This is a genomic window from Streptococcus sanguinis, from assembly GCF_050225395.1.
Taxonomy (GTDB): Bacteria; Bacillota; Bacilli; order Lactobacillales; family Streptococcaceae; genus Streptococcus.
In genome coordinates, this window is sequence record NZ_CP071431.1 from 347,677 (window position 1) to 372,920 (window position 25,244).

A 25,244-nucleotide genomic window follows, 5' to 3' on the forward strand; every position below is an offset into this window, starting at 1 on the left:
AAGGAACAATAAAGTATGTCACAAGCACAATATGCAGGTACTGGACGTCGTAAAAACGCTGTTGCACGCGTTCGCCTTGTTCCAGGAACTGGTAAAATCACTGTTAACAAAAAAGATGTTGAAGAGTACATCCCACACGCTGACCTTCGTTTGGTCATCAACCAACCATTCGCAGTTACTTCAACTGCAGGTTCATACGACGTTTTCGTTAACGTTGTAGGTGGTGGTTACGCTGGTCAAGCAGGAGCTATCCGTCACGGTATCGCTCGTGCTCTTCTTCAAGTAGACCCAGACTTCCGCGATTCATTGAAACGCGCAGGACTTCTTACACGTGACTCACGTAAAGTTGAGCGTAAGAAACCAGGTCTTAAGAAAGCTCGTAAAGCATCACAATTCTCAAAACGTTAATCAATACGATTATATCAACGTTTACAGACATTCAAGAATTATTTCTTGGATGTCTTTTTTGTTTCAAAAAATCAAAGTTCACCCCAAAATTCACCCCATATTCACCCCATCAATTTTTTAAACTACGAAAAGCAATATCACCTACAGTCTGATTGACTTTATCTTTGATATTAACGTAAGTTTTTGTAATCTCTTTATCACTATGAGTAAGAGCTTCTGAGAAGGCTTCAAGAGAAACACCTGCTTGTTTAGCAAGAGTAGCACCAGTATGTCTTAGTTTGTGTGGTGATGCTGGTGCTAATTCGGGATGTCTTCGTCTGACTGATTTCATCTTGATAAAACTTAAAATTTTTCTAATTATAACGAAGCATAGTCAAAAAGCTATGACCTCTATATTCACAAAAAAATCCAGACCAATACTAGTCCAGATTTCTTGTCTATTAAACATTCTTTTCAAAGAATGGAAGAACGGCTGTAACGGCTTTGTCAACGCAATTATTTAACTGTGAGAATCCGACGCACATAAATTTTAAATGGCGTCTCAGTCACATTTAAATTTATGAGACGCTTAGACGTTAGGCTTTCAATTTGTCAAATTTTGCTTTGACATTTGCCTTGAATTCTTCAAGTTTAGCCTTGCGTTCGGCTTTACGTTCAGCCTTCATTTGTGCACGTGCCTGGTTGTAGAGGTCTTCTTGGACTTGCAGAGCTGCTTCGATTTCGGCTACGACGGTTGCTACATCCCAACGCACGATTTGGGTGTCGTACTTGGTGAAGTAAGCATCGATGACTGCTTCGTTGTTTTCTTGCACCAAGGCGACAACGGCTGTTTCGCCGTCGATCAATTTTTGAGACACAACGTCAATCAAGCCAGCTTCTGCCGTATCAACGGTATCACCAGCAGCCAAACCATAGAGGCTGCCAATACCATAACCAAACAAGACGCCGATAGGACCACCCAAAAGCCCGATAACTGCACCGAGCAAGCCACCTTCTAGGGTTGCATCCGTCGTTGAATCTTCAAAGTCATAGCGTTCTTTTTCAACGATATGACCGTTTTCATTTTTGACCAAGGCGATTTGAGCAACCTTGGTCGTCTGAGTTTGGCGGAAAGCCTTCAAATCCGCAAAGGACTGATAAGCTTCGCTTTCAGTGTTAAAGACTGAAACTACTAGGTTTTCCATAGTTAGTACCTCTTTTCTAAATATATACGTTCATTATAATACAGTTTCAATCACTTTTCAATCATTTTAGTGCGACATTTTAATTGATATGTCGCGTTTATCAGCGTCAAAGAACAGTTTCAGGCAGCGGTATATCTTTGCCATATCCCAGCCCAGACACTCTGGCGACTCTGAGTGATTATCAAGAAAGGCGTCCAGCAACATCTTAAAGCCTCCCGTGCAAAAAGTAAATAAATAGTGTTTTTCCTGTATGCCTGTCACACGGCTAAAAGACCGCTTGACCAAATCTTCCAGAAAATTATAGCAGATATTATGTACCAGCTCTGTGTAGCGAGTCTGATGAGCGTGCCGAATCACATCGACACTTTTATAGAATCTGCCAACTGTTTCCTTATGGTCGAATCCTTGAAAGAAGTCGCTTTATTCGTCGGTCAAGACAATTAATTTGGCTGGTGCAACTGATTCGCCAAGCTATGAACAAGCAATTATTACCTTTTGAAAGCAAAAATGGCAATTATGAAGGTGAAGCTACTCAGGTCTTAGTTCTTCTATCCAATTACTATGCAGACAAAAAACTATTTGATGAAAATACAGATGAATATGGAAATATCTTGATTTTAAAGGATTCATCCATCATTTCTAAATTATCGGCTATCCCAGATTTATTAAAAAGGGGATCTAGTAGGTAACAATAATATCGAATATATCAAAGTACGCAATATTAGGATTTCTTCAGAGGTTGAGTTAGAGTCAGATGTTGATGGGGATAAGTCGGATAATCTGCCAATAGATATAAAAATACTAGAAAACAGGCTTGAAAAAGGCTCGTAAAGCTAGCCAGTTCTCTAAACGTTAATTCGTTGCTGGACAGCAGAATACAAACGAAAACACTTTGCATCTTGCAAGGTGTTTTTTTCTATGAGAACTGGCGGTGCGCAATTAGGATAGCTCTAGCGACTTTAGTCGCATAGAGATATGCTATGCACAGTTGCCTCAAGAAAACAATGCTTCTTGGTCCACCCTGTTAGACAAGCTTCAAAACCAAGGAATCCAACAGATTTCTCTTGTAGTTACAGATGGCTTTAAGGGGCTTGAGCAGATTATCAGTCAGGCTCACCCATTAGCTAAACAACAATGTTGCTTCATTCATATTAGTCGAAATCTGGCTAGTAAAGTGAAACGAGCAGATAGAGCGGTTATTCTGGGGCAATTTATAATGATTTATCGTGCTGAAAATTTAGAAATGGCAGGACAAGCTTTAGAGGACTTTCTCGCCGAATGGAAACCAAAGTATAGGAAAGTCATGGAAAGTCTGGAGAAGACGGATAATCTTTTAACTTTTTATCAGTTTCCCTACCAGATTTGGCACAGCATGTATTCGACAAACCTCATTGAGTCTCTTAACAAAGAAATCAAACATCAAACGAAAAAGAAGGTTCTTTTTCCTAATGAGGAGGCTCTGGAACGTTACTTAGTTACGTTGTTTGAAGATTATAATTTCAAGCAAAGTCAACGAATCCATAAAGGGTTTGGTCAATGTTCTGATACACTTGAAAGCTTATTTAATTAACACTCCGTAACTCTACTTAAGTGTTTACACATAATTATTTACAGTATCAAAAAATAAAGTATATTGTTTTCATCATAATATAATTAAATATCAGTATAGAGAATTTTATCTATATATCAGATATCAGCAATTGCTTTTGCTGTCATTTTTCGCTACAATAGTTACAAGGAGGAAATAAACATGTTAAAAGAAGTATTAAACGTCGCAAAAGTTGCGAAAAAATCATCTCTCTTCTTAGGAGGGGTAGCATTTGGGACGCTTGGCTTGAAAGTCTTAGCAAGTAAAGAAGCTAAGAAAGGCTATTCTAAGGCCTTGGCTAAAGCTTACAAATTGAAAGATGGACTGGATGCATCTGTTTCTGTTGTAAAACAACACGGTGATGATGTTTTACAAGACGCTAAATATTTATACGAACAGGAAAAGAAAGAAGAACAATTAGATAGCCTGACAGGTGAATAATATGTCTTTTAAAGTGCTACACAGAGGATATCAACATATCCGATTATCGTCCTCGTTTTCACTGACCTTGGATATTCAAGATTATCTTCGTTCCTTGGCTAAAGATGAAAAAGGGATCGACTCTATTCAGTTTTATATGGATCAGCAGCACTTTACTCTACGTATGAAAGAAGGCTTCTCTGTATTAGAAAATGCAGAGGCCTTTTTAAAAAAAATTGACAAGGGGAAAGTTTCGGACTTGATGACTCTTCCCATTCGTAGAGAAGAGAGTGCTTATTCAATTGTATCGGGTGCAGCGATTAAGCGTTTGCTGTTTCGAAGTTTTGTACCCTACCCTATTCGTTATATTTGGACTTGTTATCAGGCTTTGGGTTATGTCAAAGAAGCCTATCAAACTTTAGCGCGCAAGGAACTAACCATGGAGGTCTTGGACTGTTCGGCCATTTTGTTGTCCTTGTTTATGAACCAATCCAAGACAGCTAGCAACATCATGTTTATGCTTGATTTGGGTAATCATCTGGATCAGTGGTCTTTAAAAAAAACAGCAACAGATTTGGAACAAAGCCTTCTTGCTAAAGAAAGTGATGTTTTCTTAGTGCGGGGAGACATGGTCATCAGCATCAAGAGTTCTGATGTTCAAGTAGGTGATGTATTAGTTGTCTCCCAAGGTAATGAAATCTTGTTTGACGGCCAAGTGGTTTCAGGATTAGGCATGGTCAATGAGAGTTCCTTGACTGGAGAGAGCTTCCCTGTTGAAAAGAAAGAGGGAGATTCTGTATGTGCGAATACTGTTTTGGAAACAGGAGAGTTAAGAATTCGTGTGACTGATAATCAGATAAACAGTCGTATTTTGCAACTCATCAATCTGATGAAAAAATCTGAAGAGAGTAAGAAGACAAAACAACGTCATTTTATTAGGATGGCAGACAAGGTTGTAAAATATAACTTCTTAGGTGCTGGTTTGACTTATCTGTTAACAGGTTCGTTTTCAAAAGCCATTTCCTTTTTATTGGTGGATTTTTCATGTGCTCTAAAAATATCCACACCTGTAGCCTACCTTACGGCCATAAAGGAAGGTCTAAATCGAGAAATGGTTATTAAAGATGGTGATGTATTAGAAAAATATCTGGAAGTGGATACTTTCTTGTTTGATAAAACGGGTACCATCACGACGAGTTATCCTTTGGTTGAAAAGGTTCTTCCTTTCGGAGATTATACTGAGAAAGATATTTTAAGAATAAGTGCATGTTTGGAGGAACATATCTATCATCCTATTGCCAATGCAATTGTTAAACAAGCTGAAATTGAAGGCATTGAACACGAAGAAATGCATGGCAAGCTTCAGTATGTTGCAAGCAAAGGGATTAAATCGCAAATTGATGGTCAATCGGTTGTCATTGGAAATTATGTACTAATGCAAGACGAACAGGTAAGAATTAGTTCTGAGCAGCTGGCCTTGATTGAGCAATATAAGACTCATTACAATTTATTGTTTTTGGCTTATAAGAAAGAATTAATTGGGATGTTTTGTATCCACACTCCCTTGAGAAGCGAGGCGAAAGTTGCATTGAAAAAGCTAAAGCGCCAAGGGAAAAAACTGATTCTGGCAACTGGTGATACGTTGGCTAGAACAGAAGAGTTGGTTAAAGATCTGCCATTTGACAACGTTTATACTGATTTAAAACCAGATGGTAAGTTTCAGTTGGTTCAGGAATTACAGAAAGCTGGCCGAACTATTTTGATGGTTGGAGACGGGTTAAACGACTCTGCTGCCTTGACGCTTGCAGATATTGGGGTTGTGATGAATGAAAGTGCTGATATTTCTAAGCAGATGAGTGATATTTTATTATTAGATAATCGTTTAGATTTCTTCGAGGAATTGAATTCTTTATCTGAATCGTTGCAGAAATTAATTCAAAGAAATATTCAAGAAACAGTTGTAATAAATGGAAGTTTAATTGGATTTGGGTTGTTAAATTGGTTAAGCCCATCTAATCTTTCGATATTGCACAATCTGACTACTTTAAGAATCGTCCTTCGTAGTCTTTCTATTAAAAGTAGGTAAGAGACCGAGAAGCTGAGGTTATAAAAACTAAAAGGAGTTGTCTCATTTGAGAATAACGGCTCTTTGTCAACTGTAGTGGGTTGGTGGAAAATTATACCCTGGAGAGGACCAAATTGGTTCTCTCCTTTTAAATATTGAAAAAACCATTGGCAGTGGACATACTTTAAGACTATATATTTCTGAAACTAGTTTCACAATACAAATATTGACATGCAATTATTAATTGGTGGATTTTAAGTTGACATCTACAAAGGTTAATGTTAAAATACATTCAAAAATATATTTGAATGAGGTGCTTTATGGTTCAAAATGTTGTTACTTCAATAATCCTGTATTCTGGGACAGCCGTAGACTTACTTATTATCCTAATGTTATTTTTTGCCAAAAGAAAAAGCAGAAAGGACATCATTAACATCTATTTAGGACAATTTCTAGGCTCTGTTAGTCTAATATTGCTAAGTTTACTTTTTGCATTTGTCTTAAATTATATTCCTAGTAAAGAGATTTTAGGTTTGCTCGGTTTGATTCCAATTTTCCTAGGACTCAAAGTTTTGCTTTTAGGAGATTCTGATGGAGAAGCTATTGCAAAAGATGGTTTGCGCAAAGATAATAAAAACCTGATTTTTCTAGTCGCTATGATTACTTTTGCAAGTTGTGGTGCTGACAATATTGGTGTTTTTGTCCCATATTTTATTACCTTAAATTTAGCGAATTTGATAGTGGCTTTACTTACCTTTCTAGTCATGATTTATCTCTTGGTTTTTTCTGCCCAAAAATTGGCACAAGTCCCTTCTGTTGGAGAAACTTTGGAAAAATATAGCAGATGGTTTATTGCCGTTGTCTATTTAGGATTGGGGATGTATATCCTGATTGAAAACAACAGCTTTGACATGCTAAGGGCTGTGTTAGGCTAGGAGAAAAAATTATGAAAAAAGATAGTATCTGTCAAGTGGATGTTATAAATCAACAAAATGTTACAACCGCAACGAACTACCTTGAAAAGGAAAAAGTCCAAAAATCACTTCGCATTTTATCAAAATTTACCGATAATAAACAGATAAATATCATCTTTTATCTCCTTGCTGTTGAAGAACTCTGTGTCTGTGATATAGCCTATTTACTAAATCTCAGTATGGCATCTGCCTCCCACCATCTTCGTAAACTAGCCAATCAAAACATCTTGGATACTAGAAGAGAGGGGAAAATTATATATTATTTTATAAAAGATGAGGAAATCAAAGACTTTTTTAATCAACTAGGATAACAACTATTTTTACTACTTTATCATGATTATATATAGGACTTATCTATGAAATTTTTTGATGAAAATTACTCACAAAAAAGACTACTCGTAGCAAATGTTTAAGAAAAAAGTATAATTTAAAGCAAAGCGACCTAGGTAATGCAGGTCAAGTTAGCCAAGTTGAAAAGGGAGAAATCTGAAAGAAAATGTATCTTTGATAGTAGTCATTTATTGTGAAATATGATATATTTATTGATTAGATGGATGAATATTTCTAAAGTTAAATAAAATATGACAGATACATGCTTTTTAGTGTATCTTGTTTGTACTCAAAATATGAAGTGACTATCCAATATTTAAGATTAATAAATATTATACGATGAGATAGAATACTACAAAATGAAAGGCAATGTAATCCGATGAAGAAAGATAGATTAATTGCATTGACAGATGCTGTTCTAGCAATTATTATGACCATTTTGATTTTAGAGTTAGAAAAACCAACGACACCAAGTCTTCAAGCTTTTTGGGATTTACGGCAAAATTTCTTTGCTTGTTTTCTTTCCTTTTTCTGGTTGGGATCGTTATGGATGGCACTAAACACATTATGGGAAAAGGTTGAGAAAATTTCCTCAGAAATTATTTGGTGGAATTTGTTTCTACTCTTGGAGCGGCAGGAGTTCTCTTTGGAGAATTTCATGCCATCCAAGATACCAGTCTGAATGATGTGGTGGACCGGATCTATATAAATGTCAAGGATTTACCGTTTCAGTCCTTGGGAGCTTTAGCTAATATCCTGTCTGATATTAAGAAGGGACTGATTCAAGACAGTCATATCTGGTCTTTCTTCCAGTCATTTTTCAAACAATATCAGTTGATAATCAGCTTAAATCAGATCTATCAGTTTGTCTATCTTTCTCTGATGGAGATCATGTCCTATCTTCACTTTGATTATTGGAAAAAAACGGCTCGGTCAGGAGCTAGTATGAATAAGGAGAACAAATGAAACGTTTAAAAATGTTATGGCATATTATGCAGGTTACGGGTTTTACTCGGTTTGCTCTGAGTTTTGTGACCTTTGTTTTTGGGTCAGGAGGCGTGCTTTTCCTAGTTGAACCTGCTATCACAAATTACGGAGACGGTCTTTGGTATGCTTTTGTGACTTCGACGACTGTCGGCTACGGGGATCTCCTAGCTGTGACCTTGATTGGAAGGATTACCAGTGTCTTCTTGACGATTTATGGGCTCATATTTTTTGGCTGTTTATCAGCTGTTATTTTTAATTATTATACCAATTTAAATAAGGAAAGAGGAGAGGACAAATGACTGCCAATTATTCAACACGGGAATACCGTGAGAAATTATACGATGACCTTCATGTTCGATTGAGAGATACAGCGATTTTGATGTGTGCAATTTTTATTGCCTCTATCGGACTAAATATGAATTCAACAGCTGTCATTATAGGAGCCATGTTGATTTCACCTCTCATGACACCGATTGTTGGACTGGGATTCGGTTTAGCTATTTTTGATACGCGTTTAATCAAGCAATCTCTAGAGGTTTTATTGACTCAAGTGTTGGTCAGTTTGCTTGTCTCGACTCTGTATTTCTGGATTTCTCCCTTGTCTTATGCAAGTAGCGAGTTGATTGCACGAACCTCTCCAACCATTTGGGATGTCCTCATTGCTATTGCTGGTGGGATTGCTGGTGTGATCGGTTCAAGGAAAAAAGAAGCAAACAATATCGTGCCAGGAGTAGCCATTGCTACAGCTCTGATGCCGCCTATCTGTACTGCTGGCTATGGTTTAGCTAATGGGAATGTACGATTTTTATTGGGGGCTCTCTATCTTTTCTTGATCAACTGTGTCTTTATCATGCTAGCCAACATTGTTGGAACAAGAATTTTGATGAGAAAATCTCCTTTAACTTCATTTAAAGAGCTGAGCATTAAAATGAGAATTGGCTTGATATCTTTGATTGTATTGTTGATTCTTCCAGCTAGCTATTCGGCAGTTACTCTGACAATAGAACAAGCGCGCAAAGAAGGGATCAAACAGTTTGTAGGAAAAGAGTTCGCCAATTATACGGTTATTAATCAAGTCTACAAGTCAAGTAACAATGAATTGGTCTTGACGGTTGTTGGAGATCCGATTTCAGAAGAAGAATTAGAAACACTCCACCAAAAACAAGCCTCTTACGGTATTCAATCTGTTCAATTGAAAGTGAATCAAGTTCAGAACTCGCCAACATTAGATAGTGAAGCGACCAAGGAATTTTATGAAAACATTGACAAGTATATTGATCAAAAACTCTCTGAAAAAGATTCACAAAACGATCTCGTAAAAGAAAATGAAGCAGACAAGGATTGAGGACAATGAACTGAATCGGTTTTTACGCCGTGTTTTTCTTGTATCTTCCTCTTTCTTACTTATAGCAGGTTGTTTTTGCTTGAATAAGAAATAAATTAGAAGTTCTATCATCTAAGAAAAATGATGAACAAAAAATCATTTAACTAATGGTGTGAACGTTTAGTGTTTATCAGCTCCATTCTCTGTAATTTTGGGGGTAAAATCCACACCATTCGGATAAAATTAGTTGAATTTGATTGGAAAAAAGCTTTTATAAAAGCGGAGAAAAGTCTTGATATTACGCTGTTTTTAGTCCAACTGAAATTCATACTTTCCAAACCAGGTCTTAAGAAAGCTCGTAAAGCGTCACAATTCTCAAAACGTTAATCAATACGATTATATCGATATTTCAAAGCACTCAAGAGTTTACCTCATGGGTGCTTTTTTCGTGTTTTTTGAAAAAGTTCACCTCAAAATCCACCTTAGTTTTACCTTAATCTTGAATATTCTTTTGTTAATATTCTTTTGTGTTATAATGTAGAAAAGATATGACAAAACAAAAGTATTGGTTTAAATTCTGTAAATTTCACTTTGTGTAAAGATGAGAAAATTTGAATGTAGATAATGATGGGAGATGTTTTGCAATGATAAGTTTAGAGTTGATGTCTGAAGAAAATAGTATAGATGTATATACTTTTGAAAAAGAAAATCAAGAGTATTTTGAGCAGAATTTACCTCCTAGACCAGGTAACTATTTTGATCCAGAAAGTTTTAAGGAAATTACAAGGGAATTGTTAACGGAACAAGCAAATCATGACATCTACATGCATCTTATTAGAGATTCGCAAGGTGCTATGGTCGGAAGAATCAATTTAAGTGTTTTAGGGAATGATAGAAAAACAGTAGAACTTGGATATAGGATTGGAGAAAATTACACCAATTTAGGCTATGCAAGCGAAGCGGTTAAACTCGTTTTAGAAAGGGCGTTTCATACTTATGGTTTAAATAGAATCATTGCGGGAACAGCAACGGATAATCTGGCCTCTAAGAGAGTGCTTTTGAAAAATGGTTTCACTTTTATTAGGATCATAGAAAATGATTTACAGATTAATAATGAGTGGGTGCATACAGCAGTATTTGAGATAACGAATCAATAACATCATCATTCCCAGTTTGTTGATAGGACTGATGGAGTTATCAACCTTTACAGACATTCAAGAATTTTCTCTTGGATGTCTTTTTTGATGTAAAAAGTCATTTAATCTAAAAATACACCAAGATTCAAAATCTTGGTGTATTATCTTTTTTTAGACAATTGTTCTCTAAAAAGTTTTGTCATTTGTTTTTGTCCGGCAGCAGTACCTAGAGCTTCTTTGCTTATTTCTCCTTTAAATATTTGTTCCATTAAAAATAGGTAAGCCTCGCCTAAAGCAGTTGTAATTAATCCAGCAGTAGTTCCAGAAATCGTTCCGCCAACTGCTGTTCCTACTCCGGGAATAAATTTGAGTATATTGGAGACAATTGTTTTTCCAAGGAATGTTGCTCCCCCAGATCCTAAAGTTGAGGATACAAAGGCGGTTAGAAAAGTTTTATTTATATCAAGCCCAAATATTACAGTAATGCCAGTAATCATGCTTATCTGGGTCGGCACAAGCATGAAGGCATCCGCAAATGGAACTGGTGCGAAACCTTCACCAAAACTTGCTGCTACTGCAGTTGCAATGACTGCCCTAGCATGTTTTTTTTTAGATTCCAGAGATACTTTTTGGATATTTTGCAGTGTATCCTGTAGTTCAGTTGGCAAGACTTCAGACATAACATCAATCAGAGTATCTAATCCAAAAGCTTTAGCGACATATTCCTCATCAAAATCCATATCTTGAGCTAAAATTGGCACAACTTTACAAACATCTAAGTTTTCCTGCTCAACATGAGCTTTCATTTCTAGTGCTTTCTTCTTAGGTACAGATTGAGTAAGGACAACGATGATTGGGACCTTAGACTGTTTATTCTTCTCAGAAAACTCTCTGAGCCATTCCACTTCCGAACTATCGAAAGTACGGTTTGAACCGACGTTAATACAATACCAAATGCAGTGAATGGCCTCATTGATATCATTAGAAGAGTAACCGTTGTTAATTAGTTTAATGACTTCATCTTTGACACCCTCCTGTTGGGTATATGACAATTCAAAGCCAGGTGTATCGTAAATAGCCAAAGGATATCCGGTTTTTTCAATTTTGCGAATTTCCTGAGTTACTGGTCGGCCTAGTCCAGTATCAGCAAAATTCCCTCTAAACAAACTGTTAATTAGTGTGCTTTTGCCAACACCTGATTTGCCAATGACGATGATGTTTAATCTTTTTAAATTATTAATTTTATCATTAATCGCGTTGAGACATTGCTGCGCAATATTATCTGTATTGATTTGCATTATCTTCTACCTTTGTTATAGTCAGATTTTTTAACTAACGTGTCCTTCCCATCAAAACTAGTTTTTAGATGATTGGTTAGTGTTACTTGTTTTTTATATACATAATTCCTAGTTTTTTTCAATACTCTAGGCAGAAGAACTGTAGAGGCTAAAATTAAAGCTCCGCTTACGAAGATGTATTTTACTTTAGAAGAATTTCTTTTTTTGTTACCTTTTGTCTTTGACATAATATTCTCACTAATATGATATTTTAAATAATTATATCATATTAGAAATTAAAAGAGTCAATTTAATGATTTTGCTTATCTCTTTGTTTTAAAGATTTTAGAACAACTTCTCCGATAGAAATTGAAGTAATGTTAGCAGAGATCTATTAGTTGTAATGAAGAGGGGGCAAAGATATTGAAGATAGAAAAGTAGTTATGTGGCTTTCAGCTTGTCTCACTCTCCAAGGTACAAGAAAAATAAACCACCTGCCTTGCGTGTGTGGTCCCTAGATGGGTGGCTATGATTTGTAAAATAAGTCTAAGTAAATAGCTTGATAAGATTTAGTAATTTATGGATTTTTAAAAATTGTTATAGTAAACTAGATGTGTAATATTGAACTGTTGCTGCTTATAAAATAATGTGAATCTCTCAGTGGCATTAGAAAGCAAGTAGGGGATCAAAAAAATCAAGGAGGAGCTATGAAAAAACGAACGAAAAGCATAATTGCAACAATTGCATCAATAGTGGCGCTAGTAAGCCTAGGAGGATGCGCTGTAACTCAAAAAGAAAACAATAATCAAGATAAGAAAGTCACTTCTTCAAAAAAGCATATCACAGACGACAAGGAAGCTATCAAGCAAAAACAGCTCGCTTATCTCAAACAGCATGAACAAGAAATTATAGATTATGTGAAAGCTCAAAATCCAAAAGTTGAATCAGTTCAGATTGATTGGGAAGAGACGCAATGGAGTGATGGCGGTCTTACAAATCCCGAGTATTACATTAATGTTTTTGGGCGTATCAATAATATTGAAGAATCGGGTTGGGGAGTGGATATACCGATTGATGATGATAATACAGTAAATATAGATGATATGTATTTAGGATCCGATATTAGAATTGGAGGTAGATTAATGTTTTAAGGGGAAATGGTTACAGACATTCAAGAGTTATTTCTTGGATGTCTTTTTTCTTAAAGTTAATATGTTCTCTAAAAATTATCGGTTATTCCAGGATTCATTTTTCTGGGTTTCTAAAAGTGATTTTAGTGATGATTAGATTTACCAGATTAGTTCTATCTGCAGAATTTGCAAATCTAGGAATGGAGTGTTTTTTACATTATTCAACTCACCTATAAAATTCTTCTATTGCTTTCATAGAAAATGTATATTAGCCAGATAGGGGCAATCATAGTAAAATAGCTATCAAAATAGACTAAAGGAGTTTGGAATGAAAATCGTTTCTTTATGGTCAAAGGTTTCTCTGGGCTTGCAACTCTTGATTGCTTTAATTTTGGGTGTTCTTGTTGCTCTTATCTGGCCACAGTTTTCGGCTTTTTACCAGTTTTTGGGTCAAGCTTTTATCAGTTTGATTAATATGGTGATTATTCCGCTGGTCTTTCCGGTTGTGGTCGTAGCTGTGGCTGGTGTGATTGGTAAGAAATCTTTTGGGAAGCTCTTGTCAAAGAGTCTGCTCTATTTCTTTGGGGTCACGACGGCGATTACCTTTATTTTTGTCTTTGCAGCTTATTATCTAGGCTTTGGTCAGGGAGTCAATATCGGTCAGGCGGGAGCCAGTATTGACGGGATTGCCAAAAGTATTCAGCTGGATGAGTTCTTGCTTAGCTTCATTCCCTCCAATATCATCAAGTCGCTTTCAGAAGGAGCTCTGCTTCCTATTATTGTTTTTGCTCTATTTTTAGGATTTGGGCTTGGAAGCCTCAAGGAAGAAAAGACTCAGAAAGCTGTTGAGCTGCTGCAGATTTGGATTGAGGCTATTTATAAAATTGTCGGTGTGATTGTGAAGCTGTCTCCGATTGGTATTTTTGGTTTTATTGCTAAGGATGTGGCTACGACAGGAGTTGACAAGTTGGTCGGTTTGGGGCAATTTGTAGCAGGGACTTATCTGGCTTATGCAGTGCTAGCTTTAGTGATTTTTCCTTTGATTGCTTTTGCTTTCAGAATTCCTTATCTAACAAGCTTGCAACGGATTTGGAGCCTTTTGACTTTGGCTTTTGTCTCTGGCAGTTCCAGTGTTGTCCTGCCACCTCTATTAAAAGATTTAAAGAAGCAGGGCTATGATGAGCATGTCATAGATTTAGTTGTGCCTTTGGGTTACACTTTTAATCTTGAGGGGGCCGCTGTGTATTTCTCTGTAGCAACTATTTTTATTGCGCATGCTTATGGGATTGCTTTTTCTGTATCAGGGCTTTTCTTTACTGTTTTGCTTTTGACTTTGATTGGTAAAACAGCTGCGACTGTACCTTCAGGAGCGATTGTTGTCTTGCTGGCAGCTGCGCCTCAGCTAGGCCTGCCGGTAGAAGGCGTTGCCCTGATTTTTGCGGTTGATTTCTTTGTTAATGCTGGTCGCACTGCCCTCAATGTTCTAGGTCAGGTCTTGGCCGTCAGTGTTATTGAAAAGACGGAAGACAATGTAGTAGAAGAATCGAAAAGCAGCAAGCTGGCTGTTCGGTATTCCTAAAGGAGAGAAGACTTATGAGCCAAGCAAAAGTATACGTTATTCATGAAAATTTGGAGTGGACGCAGCACTTGGTCAAGTGGCTGGAGGAAAAAGATGTGCCCTATGAACTGTGGGATTTGTCAAGTGGGGTCCTAGATCTGCAGAGTCCGCCCCCAACAGGAATTTTCTACAATCGGATGTCTGCTTCTTCTCATACGCGTGGACACCGCTATGCACCGGAATTTACTGAGCAAGTTCTAGCTTGGCTGGAAGCTCACAGCCGTAAAGTCATCAACGGCAGCGGAGCTATTAATCTGGAAATTAGCAAAATTAAACAGTATTTGAAGCTTTCTGAGGTTGGAATTGCTTATCCAGAGACAGTAGCCGTTTTGGGACAGGAGAATATTCTTGAGGCAGCTAGAAAGCTTAATATTTATCCCCTGATTACCAAGCATAATCGGGCTGGGAAAGGTTTGGGAGTGCAGCTCTTCAATAGTGAGGAAGAGTTGGAAGCATATGTAGACAGTCCTGCTTTTGAGCCTTCTGTGGATGGGATTACCCTGCTTCAGGCTTATATCAAGCCTACGGATGGTCGCATTCGTCGTTCGGAGTTTATCAACCAGAAGTTTCTTTATACGGTGTCCATTGATTCATCAGATGGCTTTCAGCTTTGCCCGGCGGATGGATGTCAGATTGGACAAAGGCCTGCTCAGTTGGAAACATCGGATAAGTTTCAAATCACAGATTCTCTCCCTACTAGTCAAAGACAGGCTTACGAGACCTTTCTAGCTAAGGCTGGTATTGATGTGGCGGCTATTGAGTGGGTAGAGTCGGAGGCAGGTCAGATCTATGTCTATGATGTGAACACCAATACCAACTATAATCCGACAGCAGAAGAAAAAGCAGGAATTTTTGCCCATCAGCACTTGGCAGAATATCTAAAGAACGAGCTGGCAGCATCCTATCCAGAATAAATTTAAAACAAACAAAAGCTTTCCGTTTAGGAGGCTTTTTGTTTTTACTTCGTTTCCAAAATATGACATCTGTCATTTTGTTTTTGTGACAAACGTTAGGTGAAGCGCTTACAAAAATTTGTTATATTTAGATTATTGAGATTGCTTCTTTTTTATAAAGGAGTTAGGTGCTAAACGAGGTGTTCATTTTGAACAAGAAAAGGTGAAAGGAGTGCGTTATGTAGCAGTAATTTGGTTGTGAGGAGTCTGATTTTATTTTTAGAATATTGAGGTGTGTCATGAACAATCATCAGGAAAAAGTGTGTAAAAATTGGTTTATGAGAAAAAGTGGCAAGCGTTGGGTTTTTGGGTGTGCTCTGCTTGCTTTTGGGGCTTTCTTGTTAGATGGCGGCGGAGTGGTTTATGCGGATGAGGGTAAGGCTAATCCAGCTCCTGCTCAGGTCTTGCAGACTGACTCATCAGCTGTCTCGGAGCCTGAGAGTGGGCAAACAGCTGCTCTTACAATGAATGCTGATAAGACAGAAAACCTTGTAGCTGGGGAGACTGCTGCAACTGTAGCGACGGAAGCGGGTGGTCAGGATGCAGTAGTAGAGTCAGCCAATCAAAAGGCTGATAAGGAAGATCAAGTCACAGCAAATGCTAGAGAGACCAAGCAGGAAGAAGACGAACAGCCAGCAGTGAAGGAAGTTGCTTCGGAAAAACTCCCTGCCTTAGAGACTGTAGATAAGCAGTCAGTCTTCAATACTAATTTGGCAGAAGCCAAGGGAGACAAAAATGGAGTTTGGGAAGTCCGGGAGCAAGGACTTTATAGTGATGCTAGAGGCAAAGGTGATAGTTTCCTTTACTCTCAAAGTCAGGGCAAGGATTTTGTTTACTCAACGGATGTAACTTTCATCAGTAAGGAAGGGGCGGCAGCCCTCATTTTCCGCAGTAATAATAATCCGGATGACAAGAGCAGCTATGCAGTTAATATTGATGGTAGTAGCAACAATGTGAAGTTTTGGCGTTGGCAAGGCGGGCGTGACTATCAGTTTATCAATGAAAAACATATTGAGCCAACGGATGATAATAAATATCGGCTCAAGGTTGTTTTTATCGGCTCTTGGGTATCCTACTATGTCAATGATATCCTAGTGGCCAGCTCAGGGGATTACACGCTTCAGAGAGATGATAAGGGGCAGAATACTTATCTGTCAGAAGGTTATTTTGGCTTACTAAACTGGAACAGTGAGCTGCTTTTTCAAAATACCTTTTATAAAGAAATCACTCCTCAGGTTAATCCCGAGTTGGAGGATATGAGGGTGACTTCTTCGGTTGGGAAAGTAGAGCAGAAAGGTCAGTTTAGTGCTCCTATTACCATCCAGTATGTCAAACATGATGCTGAGACTGTAGACTTGACCGTCGTAGCAAAAAATCCCGCTGCCAAGGTAAGCGTGACCGATGCTGCAGGTAGGGTTTATAGTGATTTGAAGAATATTCCGCTGGCAGTGGGGGCAAACTATCTGACTGCAACCAGCACTGTGACCGATGCGGATGGGCAGGAGGTCAGCCTGACTTACCGGCTCAATGTCCATCGTCGGCAGGCAGATGAGGTATACTACAATGAGCTTTATCGCGGTCAGTATCATTATTCGGTCAAGGACGGATGGGCCAATGATCCCAACGGGCTTGTTTATTACAAGGGAGTCTATCATTTCTTCTATCAGTTTTACGACGATACCAAGTGGGGGCCTATGCACTGGGGTCATGCGACCAGCAAGGATTTGATTCATTGGGAAGAACAGCCGGTTGCCTTTTATCCGGATGCTAATGGGGCTATGTTCTCAGGATCAATAGTAGCAGATACCACCAATTCCTCTGGTTTATTTGACAATGACCAGGGCGGTTTAGTCGCACTGATTACTGCTGACGGAAACGGTCAGCGCATCAAGTTGGCCTATAGTAAAGATGAGGGCCGGACTTGGACGAAGCTTGATCAAATTGCAGCTGACTGGACGGACGATCCACTGCAATCTCAGGATTTCCGTGATCCCAAGGTCTTCCGTTGGGAGGGTAAATGGTTTATGGTTGTCGCAGGCGGACCGCTGAGAATTTATTCGTCTGATAATCTGCGTAATTGGAAGGTCGAGTCAACTTATGCGGATCTCCATACGGAGTGCCCAGATCTCTATCCTCTACTGGCAGACGATGGTAGCCTAAAATGGGTCCTGTCTCGTGGCGGGCGCTCCTATAAGGTCGGTGATTTTAGACAGGTGGAGGGCAAGTGGACCTTCGTCCCAGATGCTGAGTTTGTTCAGGCTGATCAGGTCATGAACTTTGGTAAAGACTCTTATGCGGCCATGACTTACTACGTTCAGGACTTTGGCAGCAAGGCTAATCCAACCCTGTCCGACATTATTGAGTCTAACTGGACGAATACCTGGGAAGACTACTGCAATCTGGTAGCCGATACCGTCGGTCAGAAGTTCAACGGCACCTTCAATCTTAACCTCAAACTAGGCCTTATCAAGCAAGACGGCAGCTATCGGCTGACTCAGACGCCAATTACAGCTTATCAGTCTCTGCGTCAGGAAGACAAGGTTGTGTTGTATAAAGACGTGGAAGTTAGTGAGAAGAATGAGCTGTTGAAAGATTTTTCCGGTGATCAGTATGAAATTGTCTCTACTTTCCATCCAAGTGAAACGACCAAGAAAGTCGGTTTTAACCTGCGGGTTGGAGATGGAGAAGTGACTAGAGTTACCTATGATTTAGAAAAGGAAACTCTCTCTATTGACCGCAGCCAGTCCGGCATTCTTCTCAGTAATAAATTTGCTCAGGTGGATAGTCAGTCCGTCAAGCGCAATGCGGATGGCAGCATAGATCTGCATCTCTATGTGGATCGCTCCAGCCTAGAAGTCTTTGCCAAAGGGTATACTGTAGCGGGTGTCAATCAGATTTTCCCTGCACCAAATAGCCTTGCGGCTAGAGTGTTTGTAGAAGGTGGTGCAGCTAAGGCTGACATTGCTCTTTATCCGCTGAAGGGCATCTGGAAAGACAAGCAGGCAGTGACCAAACCACTGGAACTAGTGCAGGCTTCTCCTGTAACAAATAATATTTATGTCGGCGATACTTTGGATTTGAAAGCATATGTCATGCCAGCAAGTGTCTCTCAAGCGGTCAGCTGGAGTGTTGATCAGCCAGATCTGGTCTCTGTCGCGGAAGATGGCAACAAGCTGCGAGTGACTGCTCTGCAAAGGGGTGTGGTCAAGGTAAGGGCGACCTCTAAGGAAAATCCAAGCCTTTCCAAGGCCTTCACCATCAATATCAGCCGTAATGACTTTAAGACCAATGTTCCAGACTTAAAAGCTGTCTCTGGTAAGTGGTATGTCGACGGTGAAAGCCTCTATAATCAGAATACCAGTGCCAATGATTATTATATGGGAGGTCAGAAGATTCCTTTCTCTGAGTATAACTTGGATGTGGATCTCAAGTATCAAAAAGGCTTGATTAACATTTTCTATGCGTCTGAAAATGTTGATCCTCGCAATGCTTATTCTATTCAATTTGGCGATAATGATAAGATTCGACTTTACCGCTTTATGGGAGAGACGATTGCAGAAAGTAGCATGAATGGCAAGCATCTTAATGACGGGCAGTTCCACCATGTTAAGCTAGTGAAAACTAAAAATGGTGTCAGTGTATCTGTGGACGGTGTAGAATACCTGAACCACCAATTTGATACGGTTGAGCCTTATTATAATGATGCCTACGTCGGTCTGGGACTCTGGGATGGGGACTTGGAAGCGCGTAATTTCTTTGTGACCAATCTTCATGCGCCGGCAGTTAATAAGGCTTCTCTGCAGAAAGTGGTAGACAGTACGGCTAGTCTAGATCCGAGCCTCTACACTGATGAGACAGTTCAGGCTTATCAGGCAGCCATGGCTCGAGCCCAGTCTCTCTTGGCAGATGAAAAAGCGGAGCAGACGAATTTAGATAAAGCAGAGCAAGATCTGAAGGCAGCTCTTGCTGCCCTGGCTCTGAAACCAAGTCATCAGGTCACTCCGGAAGAAGGGATAAAGGAACTAGTGGAAGAAAAGCCGTTCTTAGAAATCGTAATGGAAGAAATTGCATATCAGACTCGAGAACAGGAAAATCCAGAACTGGAACAAGGGCAGCGGCGGATACTTGTAACTGGCCAAAAGGGACAAAAGCGAGTCTTTGTAGAAGTCTTGAACGGTCAGCCAACCATCCTCGGTCAGGAAGTGCTTTCTCTAGCAGTTGACGAACTAGTAGAAGTTGGCAGCAAGGTGGTGGCTGAAAGTGCTAAACAGCCTTTGACAATAGCCCAGCCTCAAGCTCTGAAACAAGGTGAGGAAGGGAAAGTTATTTCGTCGCCAAGATTGCAGCCAGCTCCCGACTCAGCTCTACCTAAGACTGCCACTCAAGAAGATAACTTTCTGCCTCTGGCTGGTTTAGCTTTTCTGGGAATGGGTCTTCTAGCTGGAAGGAAGAAACAAGAAGACTAAGGTGCTAAGCAATGGTTAGTTGCACATAAAAAGGATGGGGTTTTCCCGTCCTTTTTTGATATAGATACGGCTTGTGAAATGATTAGTTTTTGGCTGGGCATGCTCTAGTATCTGGCAAGAAATTCCGCTACATCCATCTACTTGCTTTTTATCCCTCTATCCGAACTTGCATCCGGATGAACATATCGCGGTGCTGCTCCTGGAGTTGTGGCTGTTCATGGATGACCTCGCAGATATAATCACCCACAGGAGTATATCCAGCTTGGGACAGATCCTGGTAAAAATGCGGCAGAGCTTTAAGTTCATCTGCAAAGGAAGAGCAGTAAGCAACAGCATAATTTCCTGCCGGCAGCAACATTCGATTTAAGTGAGGAAGTTCATTGGGAGTATGATGGAAGAGACAGAGTTGCTTGGAAATACATCTTTCTTTTTGGAAATCTTCTTGTTTCATAATGGAGCCAACGCGGCTGAAATGAGTGAAAAAAGGACTGTAAAGTAGAATTTCTTGCTTGAAGCAGCGGAGAGCAAGTTCGTATTCTTCACTTTTCATTTGATAAATATTTTGATCAATTTCAAAAGTAAGCAGCTGCCGCTCAGGAAAAGTTAGGATTTCCAGTTCTTGCTCGCTCTGCTTTTCGCCATAGATACGGGCACCAGACCGAAAGATTTCGATTTCTTGGATTTGTTTTTCTAAATCCTCTTTTTCCTCTAGAAGGCGCTGATAGCGTTCCTCGATAAGCTGGTGCAGTTGAAAATGGTCCTTATCAGATAGGATTTCTTTGATGTCTTCTAGAGAAAAATTCAGTTGACGCAGGTACTGAATGGAGTCAACCAGAGAAGATTGATTGATGTGATAGTAGCGATAGTTGGTTTCTGGATCGACTTTATAGGGTTTTAAAAGACCGATTTGGTCATAGAATCGTAGAGTTTGGATGGAAATCTGATTTATTTGGGAAAATTCTCCGATACGCAAAATTTTTTTCATTTTTTAAAACCCTCTATTGACTCTCTAGTTACTAGAGATATTATACTATAATTGTGAAAATAATAACAATTAATGGAGGGTTTGCCATGAGAAATACAAAAATTCGTGCTGTTCAGTATGGCTGCGGCAAGATGTCTAAAGTGATTTTCAAGTATCTGCTGGATCACGGTGTAGAAATTGTCGGAGCTATTGATAACAATCCTGCTGTAGTAGGACAGGATGTTGGCGATTTTGCAGAGCTAGGCTATAAGACTGGTGTTCTGATTTCTGATAATGCCGAACATGTCTTTGGAGAGTGTGATGCTGACATTGCCATCGTCACTATTGCTTCCTATATGCCGGAAATGTATGATTTTTTTGAAACAGCCATCAAGCATGGAGTTAATATCATCACGACCTGTGAGGAAGCCATCTACCCTTGGACGACATCGCCATCTGAAACAAACCGCTTGGACAAGCTGGCCAAAGAATATGGTGTCACTGTAATGGGCTCTGGCATGCAGGATATTTACTGGATTAATATGCCTTGCTTGGCTATGTCTGGCCTTAATCGCATTCAAAAGGTGAAAGGGATTGTCAGCTATAATGTGGAAGATTATGGTCTGGCTTTGGCAGAAGCGCATGGTGCTGGTTACGATTCAGAGCGATTTGAAAAGGAAATTGCCAGTGCTGAGAGTCTGCCGTCCTATATGTGGAATGCTGCTGAAGCTATTTGCTCTAAGATGAACTGGACCATTCAGGATATTTCACAAAAGAGTGTTCCTTACATTTTGGATGAAGATGTTTATTCTGAAACGCTAGGTCGCACAGTTCCGGCGGGGCAAGTAACGGGTATGTCAGCTGTGACAACCATTCATACCCATCAGGGAATTGAGTTGGAAGTAGAGTGTATTGGCAAGGTCTATCGTGAAAATGACGGAGATATGTGTGATTGGGAAATTACTGGCGAGCCAAATCTAGTCTTCTCAGTCAGCAAGCCTGATACTGTAGCCTTGACCTGTGCCACTATCGTCAATCGTATCCCATCTGTGTTAGACGCACCGGCAGGTTATGTGACCTCTGAGTTGGCGCGTGACTTAGCCTATCCGACCTATCCACTTCATACCTATGTGGAAAAATAGCAGAGCTTATAACTAAAAATACACCTCCCACATCAATTGGGAGGTGTATTTTTAAGTATTAGTCTTCCTTTTTCTTTAAGAGGAAGAGTCCAGCTGCTCCTGCAACCAGAAGTCCAGCTAGCACGAAGCTAGCACGTGTTTCTTGGCTTCCGGTCTCTGGCAGAGTCTGATTGTTGTAGGTCAGGGCTACTGTCCGAGCCGGCGGATTGACAGTGGCAGGCTTCCAGTCAAGGACAGTCTGACTTGGAGCTTGGTAGGTTGGATCAGGTGTCGCAGGACTTGGGAGGTCTATCAGCTCGGCCAACTGGCTGCCAAAGATAGCATTGGAAATCCAGCGGTAGAAATGAACAGGGTGAAGGCGGTTAGTCGGATTGCCGGCGTAGACAAAGAGAGGCTTCTCGTTATAGGTACCAGCAATGGCTACGACTTTGTTGGCTAGTTGCTCATTGCCAGGCCACCAGCCAGCGATATAGAAGTCACTTCCGGCAATGCTGGCAAGAGTTCTAAAGTTGGCAGGAATCTTAGCAATCCAGTTACCAGAGTTGGAGTAAAAGAGTCCATCCTTCTTGTAGCCGCTGGTCAGCGGGTCTTGGTCTTGGATAATAGCCTTCATCAGTCCTTCATAGTCACTGCCGTTCTTGAAGCGTTCAGCGTCGAAGCCGTCTAGGATTCCTAATTTTTCCAAGCGCTGCATAGCAGAGCCTCCGACGACGATGGTTGGCTTGAGTCCGACAAGAGACTTGTCATAGTTGTTGCTTTCAAGGACGATGACATCCGCATCTTCTGGACGATCGACGATTTCAAAGCCCATATTCTTCAGAGCTAAGGCAGTATGAGCTGGTGCGTCCACGCCTGCCCATGAAAATTGATGCGGTGGTGCGTAGATCTTGAGAGGCTTCAGAGTTGGTCCCTGTGGAATCTTATAAAGGGCGTCGCCGTAAATAGCATAACGATCTAAGAGGCTGGTAAAGGTCGGCGTATCAACGATATAGGCGTCGTCTGTCAGATAAACCTTTTTGCCTTCTGCAAGAGCTTGATTGACGGCCTTAACGGCACTTTCAGACGTATTGGCAATGACGTAATAAGGCGCTTTCTCGTCAACCTGATTGGTACGTGCAGCACGGAGGGCTGTCACCTCTCCTAGCTTGCCTTCAAAGAGCTTATCGCCAAAGACTGGCTGGGCTTTGAAGCCTTTCATATCAGGAAAATTGACGACCAATTCCGCATACATAGCTGCCCACTTGGATTCATTTGAGCCTTTGTAGAGGACATGATTGGCATAGCCACGCTTAGCCTGCGCCATATCGACAACCAAATCGCCTTTTTTATAGTTGCCGCTGTCTTCCTTGAGTTCTTTGACCAGGACACCGTTGCGCTTGAAATAATCAATCATATTAAAGGCTTCTTGGGTATCGTTGTCCTTGTCCACTCCCATCGGGATGACATAGTAGTCTGGGAAGAATTTTTCCTGGCCTTTTTTAATCCGGCCTACGACCTGACCATCTGGTCCGACGAGTTCATTTTCTGCCTTAGGATCTTCGACTTTATTGATACCGCGCAGGTAGAAGTTGAGACGCATCTCCATGAGCTTGTCTGGGTTCTGAGCCAGATAGTCAAGGCCTCCTAGAACTGCATAATATCCAGCCTTGTAGGACTCTTGATTGCCCTCCGGAATTTCGATGGTATGTCCCAGAATGCCATGGTACATAGAATAAACCGCTGTGTAGCCGGAGAAGGAATCGTCCCATCCGTCTCCCCAGTCCAATTTTGGAATGATGTATTTGTCGTAGCCAGAGTTGGCAACGCCGGCCCGTCCCATATGATGGGCGTTGTCCAGCATGAGGTCAGCTAAAAGGTCATATTCAAAGTTAGGATCGTGAGGCGGGGTTGCCGGCTCAATCAGGAATTCCTTGACAAAGCCGTGGATATCATAGAGGGCAATCGGGTTCCATTTGTTGATCAATCCAGCAACGGTGCGGGTTTCAGGATTGGCTTGGTAGCCAGTATCACGGTTAGGGTCAAGGCCATTGGCCAGAGCCCGAGTGTTAAGGACATCGCCGTCAGGGTTTTCCGTAAAGTCAAAGAGGAAGATAAACTTCTTCAGTAAATCTTGGATTTTGAGAGTGACAAGTTTTTCAGAACCATCGGCAGCGGTTGTTTTGAAGCTGACTTGGTCTTTGGTGGCAAAGGTCTTAAAGAGACCTGTGATAATATCAATAGCAGGCTGTTCATCAGCGTGAGTGTTGTTAATGAGCACAGGCAGTTTATAGTCTAGGTTGCCATTTTTGAGAGCTGCCAGCATTTCTGCTGGTTTGGTCAAGGCCTGTGGATTAGTTGTGCTGAGGTAGTCGTCAATGCTCTTTTGGTCAGAACTGATAATACCCAGCTTGATATCACGACCCTGAGCACTCTTTCCGATATTCTCAATCTGTACCAAGCGATCAGTCTTGGCATCCTGTCTGCTCTTTTCGATGGATGCCAGCATCTCCTCATGGCTGTGGAAGTCTTCATAAGGGCGCAAGACGATATTTTTGCGAATGGTCAAGCTCAAGTCCTGGCTCGTACCAACCAGTTCATGCTTGCCAATAAATTTTCGATAGGTCCGGCGAATATTATGGGGAGAGCGCAGGCTGAGATCGTCTCCGAAAAGCTTTTGAAACTGCAGATTCAGATGAAGATCGTTCCCGTCGGCCTTTTCCTCAATTGTGACAAAGGGTTGGCCGGTAAAGGTGCCGCTGTCCATGTTCCAGGTTTTCCAGTCGGCAATCGGTTTATTGTCCAGAGTCCAGGTCAGCTTGCCCGCCTGAGAAGCCTGTCCTTGGACGGTTTCCTTGACCTCTGCAGGCTCGGACATATAGACAGTGCTGTCGGCCAGCTGGGTCTTGGCTTCTTCAGAAGCAGCTGTTCTTGTTTGAGCTGCTGCAGAGACAGCTGGATTGTCCGCTGCAGGAGCAGGAGTCTGTTCTTTTTCTCCTGTCTGATTTGGAGCAGCTTCTGTCGCTGGAGTTACAGCCTCTACCTGATTGGCGGTTGGCTGTGACTCAGTACTGTTCTGCTGGTCAGCCGCGGCCTTGCCCTGAGCTAAGACAGCCATCAATACAGCGGCTGATAAACTCAAGACCTGAGTATAGAGACGCTTCTTGTATGAATCGTTCATTAGGAAATCTCCTTTGTGTAAAATATTCTATATTTAGTATAACAAATATCGAAAGCGCTTTCAAACAAAAATAGAAAAACATACAAAGATGTTCAAAATAGTTTCTCAGATGAATTGCTGA

22 protein-coding genes and 3 pseudogenes are annotated in these 25,244 nt (G+C 40.5%); 18 read left to right on the top strand and 7 right to left on the bottom strand.

The annotated features are described in order from the left end of the window. Positions 1-15 precede the first annotated feature (15 nt). Positions 16-408: a 30S ribosomal protein S9 gene (gene rpsI / locus J1C81_RS01815; protein ID WP_002893764.1), complete on the top strand. Its 393-nt coding sequence runs from the start codon at positions 16-18 to the stop codon at positions 406-408. Positions 409-517: 109 nt separating this feature from the next. Here the strand turns inward: rpsI and J1C81_RS01820 are convergent, their stop codons facing one another. The 3 genes from J1C81_RS01820 to J1C81_RS01830 form a co-directional block, all read right to left on the bottom strand. Further along, positions 518-739: a tyrosine-type recombinase/integrase gene (locus tag J1C81_RS01820; protein ID WP_002893762.1), complete on the bottom strand. Its 222-nt coding sequence runs from the start codon at positions 737-739 to the stop codon at positions 518-520. A 244-nt stretch (positions 740-983) separates the two neighbouring features. Further along, complete coding sequence (locus J1C81_RS01825; protein ID WP_002893760.1) at positions 984-1,592, bottom strand: DUF1269 domain-containing protein; 609 nt, start codon at positions 1,590-1,592, stop codon at positions 984-986. A 66-nt stretch (positions 1,593-1,658) separates the two neighbouring features. Beyond that, positions 1,659-1,949, bottom strand: a complete 291-nt coding sequence (locus J1C81_RS01830; protein WP_037614148.1) for a hypothetical protein — start codon at positions 1,947-1,949, stop codon at positions 1,659-1,661. Between J1C81_RS01830 and J1C81_RS01835 the strand changes: the two are divergent. The 12 genes and pseudogenes from J1C81_RS01835 to J1C81_RS01890 all read left to right on the top strand — a co-directional run. Continuing rightward, positions 1,943-2,086 (top strand): annotated as a pseudogene (locus J1C81_RS01835) (IS982 family transposase); the annotation flags it as partial. The gene J1C81_RS01830 and the pseudogene J1C81_RS01835 sit on opposite strands and share 7 nt — an antisense overlap. 3 nt (positions 2,087-2,089) lie before the next feature. Continuing rightward, positions 2,090-2,423, top strand: a pseudogene (locus tag J1C81_RS01840) (diacylglycerol/lipid kinase family protein); the annotation flags it as partial. A gap of 148 nt (positions 2,424-2,571) precedes the next feature. Continuing rightward, a pseudogene (locus tag J1C81_RS01845) lies at positions 2,572-3,162 on the top strand (IS256 family transposase); the annotation flags it as partial. Between the two features lie 180 nt (positions 3,163-3,342). Beyond that, positions 3,343-3,621: a DUF6110 family protein gene (locus J1C81_RS01850; protein ID WP_002893755.1), complete on the top strand. Its 279-nt coding sequence runs from the start codon at positions 3,343-3,345 to the stop codon at positions 3,619-3,621. A 1-nt stretch (position 3,622) separates the two neighbouring features. Further along, positions 3,623-5,686, top strand: a complete 2,064-nt coding sequence (locus J1C81_RS01855) for a heavy metal translocating P-type ATPase (RefSeq protein ID WP_002893754.1) — start codon at positions 3,623-3,625, stop codon at positions 5,684-5,686. A gap of 299 nt (positions 5,687-5,985) precedes the next feature. Beyond that, entirely contained in the window at positions 5,986-6,600 is a 615-nt protein-coding gene (locus tag J1C81_RS01860; RefSeq protein ID WP_002908712.1) for a CadD family cadmium resistance transporter, read from the top strand. An 11-nt stretch (positions 6,601-6,611) separates the two neighbouring features. Next, positions 6,612-6,950 carry a Cd(II)/Zn(II)-sensing metalloregulatory transcriptional regulator CadX gene (gene cadX / locus J1C81_RS01865; RefSeq protein WP_002908713.1) on the top strand — a complete coding sequence of 113 codons (339 nt, stop codon included), beginning with the start codon at positions 6,612-6,614 and terminating at the stop codon, positions 6,948-6,950. Positions 6,951-7,399: 449 nt separating this feature from the next. Then, entirely contained in the window at positions 7,400-7,651 is a 252-nt protein-coding gene (locus J1C81_RS01870) for a TMEM175 family protein (protein ID WP_231082612.1), read from the top strand. Next, positions 7,576-7,935 carry a hypothetical protein gene (locus J1C81_RS01875; RefSeq protein WP_000397555.1) on the top strand — a complete coding sequence of 120 codons (360 nt, stop codon included), beginning with the start codon at positions 7,576-7,578 and terminating at the stop codon, positions 7,933-7,935. The genes J1C81_RS01870 and J1C81_RS01875 overlap by 76 nt, the downstream gene beginning before the upstream one ends. Continuing rightward, positions 7,932-8,255, top strand: a complete 324-nt coding sequence (locus tag J1C81_RS01880; protein ID WP_000825751.1) for a potassium channel family protein — start codon at positions 7,932-7,934, stop codon at positions 8,253-8,255. Before J1C81_RS01875 ends, J1C81_RS01880 begins: the two co-directional genes overlap by 4 nt. Continuing rightward, positions 8,252-9,301, top strand: a complete 1,050-nt coding sequence (locus J1C81_RS01885) for a DUF389 domain-containing protein (RefSeq protein ID WP_000126416.1) — start codon at positions 8,252-8,254, stop codon at positions 9,299-9,301. Before J1C81_RS01880 ends, J1C81_RS01885 begins: the two co-directional genes overlap by 4 nt. A 623-nt stretch (positions 9,302-9,924) precedes the next feature. After that, entirely contained in the window at positions 9,925-10,437 is a 513-nt protein-coding gene (locus tag J1C81_RS01890) for a GNAT family N-acetyltransferase (RefSeq protein ID WP_002916458.1), read from the top strand. A gap of 140 nt (positions 10,438-10,577) precedes the next feature. On the opposite strand, the gene J1C81_RS01895 is transcribed toward J1C81_RS01890, so the two are convergent. Further along, positions 10,578-11,714, bottom strand: coding sequence for a YcjF family protein (locus J1C81_RS01895; protein ID WP_002920214.1), 1,137 nt, complete (start codon positions 11,712-11,714; stop codon positions 10,578-10,580). Then, entirely contained in the window at positions 11,714-11,941 is a 228-nt protein-coding gene (locus J1C81_RS01900) for a hypothetical protein (protein WP_002916454.1), read from the bottom strand. The genes J1C81_RS01895 and J1C81_RS01900 overlap by 1 nt, the downstream gene beginning before the upstream one ends. Before the next feature lie 459 nt (positions 11,942-12,400). Here J1C81_RS01900 and J1C81_RS01905 point away from each other — a divergent pair, with 459 nt between their 5' ends. The 4 genes from J1C81_RS01905 to J1C81_RS01920 all read left to right on the top strand — a co-directional run bounded on the left by J1C81_RS01905 (position 12,401) and on the right by J1C81_RS01920 (position 19,860). Further along, positions 12,401-12,844: a hypothetical protein gene (locus tag J1C81_RS01905; RefSeq protein ID WP_002916453.1), complete on the top strand. Its 444-nt coding sequence runs from the start codon at positions 12,401-12,403 to the stop codon at positions 12,842-12,844. 307 nt (positions 12,845-13,151) lie between these two features. After that, positions 13,152-14,402, top strand: coding sequence for a dicarboxylate/amino acid:cation symporter (locus J1C81_RS01910; protein WP_002916452.1), 1,251 nt, complete (start codon positions 13,152-13,154; stop codon positions 14,400-14,402). A 14-nt stretch (positions 14,403-14,416) separates the two neighbouring features. Continuing rightward, positions 14,417-15,355 (top strand): ATP-grasp domain-containing protein, encoded by a 939-nt coding sequence (locus tag J1C81_RS01915; RefSeq protein WP_002916451.1) that lies wholly within the window; start codon positions 14,417-14,419, stop codon positions 15,353-15,355. 278 nt (positions 15,356-15,633) lie between these two features. Then, positions 15,634-19,860, top strand: coding sequence for a GH32 C-terminal domain-containing protein (locus J1C81_RS01920; RefSeq protein ID WP_002916450.1), 4,227 nt, complete (start codon positions 15,634-15,636; stop codon positions 19,858-19,860). Positions 19,861-20,008: 148 nt separating this feature from the next. On the opposite strand, the gene J1C81_RS01925 is transcribed toward J1C81_RS01920, so the two are convergent. After that, positions 20,009-20,845 (bottom strand): MerR family transcriptional regulator, encoded by an 837-nt coding sequence (locus J1C81_RS01925; RefSeq protein ID WP_002916449.1) that lies wholly within the window; start codon positions 20,843-20,845, stop codon positions 20,009-20,011. Positions 20,846-20,931: 86 nt separating this feature from the next. Here J1C81_RS01925 and J1C81_RS01930 point away from each other — a divergent pair, with 86 nt between their 5' ends. Next, positions 20,932-21,966 carry an NAD(P)H-dependent amine dehydrogenase family protein gene (locus tag J1C81_RS01930; RefSeq protein WP_032909911.1) on the top strand — a complete coding sequence of 345 codons (1,035 nt, stop codon included), beginning with the start codon at positions 20,932-20,934 and terminating at the stop codon, positions 21,964-21,966. A gap of 58 nt (positions 21,967-22,024) precedes the next feature. Here the strand turns inward: J1C81_RS01930 and J1C81_RS01935 are convergent, their stop codons facing one another. Further along, the gene (locus tag J1C81_RS01935) at positions 22,025-25,123 is read right to left on the bottom strand and encodes an LPXTG-anchored zinc carboxypeptidase (protein ID WP_002916447.1); all 3,099 of its coding nucleotides are present in this window, start codon (positions 25,121-25,123) and stop codon (positions 22,025-22,027) included. Positions 25,124-25,244: the final 121 nt, after the last annotated feature.

Bases quoted from the DNA above. Each gene is read 5' to 3' on its own strand.
- rpsI (WP_002893764.1), top strand. From the start codon at position 16: ATGTCACAAGCACAATATGCAGGTACTGGACGTCGTAAAAACGCTGTT.
- J1C81_RS01820 (WP_002893762.1), bottom strand. From the start codon at position 739: ATGAAATCAGTCAGACGAAGACATCCCGAATTAGCACCAGCATCACCA.
- J1C81_RS01825 (WP_002893760.1), bottom strand. From the start codon at position 1,592: ATGGAAAACCTAGTAGTTTCAGTCTTTAACACTGAAAGCGAAGCTTAT.
- J1C81_RS01850 (WP_002893755.1), top strand. From the start codon at position 3,343: ATGTTAAAAGAAGTATTAAACGTCGCAAAAGTTGCGAAAAAATCATCT.
- J1C81_RS01855 (WP_002893754.1), top strand. From the start codon at position 3,623: ATGTCTTTTAAAGTGCTACACAGAGGATATCAACATATCCGATTATCG.
- J1C81_RS01860 (WP_002908712.1), top strand. From the start codon at position 5,986: ATGGTTCAAAATGTTGTTACTTCAATAATCCTGTATTCTGGGACAGCC.
- cadX (WP_002908713.1), top strand. From the start codon at position 6,612: ATGAAAAAAGATAGTATCTGTCAAGTGGATGTTATAAATCAACAAAAT.
- J1C81_RS01870 (WP_231082612.1), top strand. From the start codon at position 7,400: ATGACCATTTTGATTTTAGAGTTAGAAAAACCAACGACACCAAGTCTT.
- J1C81_RS01880 (WP_000825751.1), top strand. From the start codon at position 7,932: ATGAAACGTTTAAAAATGTTATGGCATATTATGCAGGTTACGGGTTTT.
- J1C81_RS01885 (WP_000126416.1), top strand. From the start codon at position 8,252: ATGACTGCCAATTATTCAACACGGGAATACCGTGAGAAATTATACGAT.
- J1C81_RS01890 (WP_002916458.1), top strand. From the start codon at position 9,925: ATGATAAGTTTAGAGTTGATGTCTGAAGAAAATAGTATAGATGTATAT.
- J1C81_RS01895 (WP_002920214.1), bottom strand. From the start codon at position 11,714: ATGCAAATCAATACAGATAATATTGCGCAGCAATGTCTCAACGCGATT.
- J1C81_RS01900 (WP_002916454.1), bottom strand. From the start codon at position 11,941: ATGTCAAAGACAAAAGGTAACAAAAAAAGAAATTCTTCTAAAGTAAAA.
- J1C81_RS01905 (WP_002916453.1), top strand. From the start codon at position 12,401: ATGAAAAAACGAACGAAAAGCATAATTGCAACAATTGCATCAATAGTG.
- J1C81_RS01910 (WP_002916452.1), top strand. From the start codon at position 13,152: ATGAAAATCGTTTCTTTATGGTCAAAGGTTTCTCTGGGCTTGCAACTC.
- J1C81_RS01915 (WP_002916451.1), top strand. From the start codon at position 14,417: ATGAGCCAAGCAAAAGTATACGTTATTCATGAAAATTTGGAGTGGACG.
- J1C81_RS01920 (WP_002916450.1), top strand. From the start codon at position 15,634: ATGAACAATCATCAGGAAAAAGTGTGTAAAAATTGGTTTATGAGAAAA.
- J1C81_RS01925 (WP_002916449.1), bottom strand. From the start codon at position 20,845: ATGAAAAAAATTTTGCGTATCGGAGAATTTTCCCAAATAAATCAGATT.
- J1C81_RS01930 (WP_032909911.1), top strand. From the start codon at position 20,932: ATGAGAAATACAAAAATTCGTGCTGTTCAGTATGGCTGCGGCAAGATG.
- J1C81_RS01935 (WP_002916447.1), bottom strand. From the start codon at position 25,123: ATGAACGATTCATACAAGAAGCGTCTCTATACTCAGGTCTTGAGTTTA.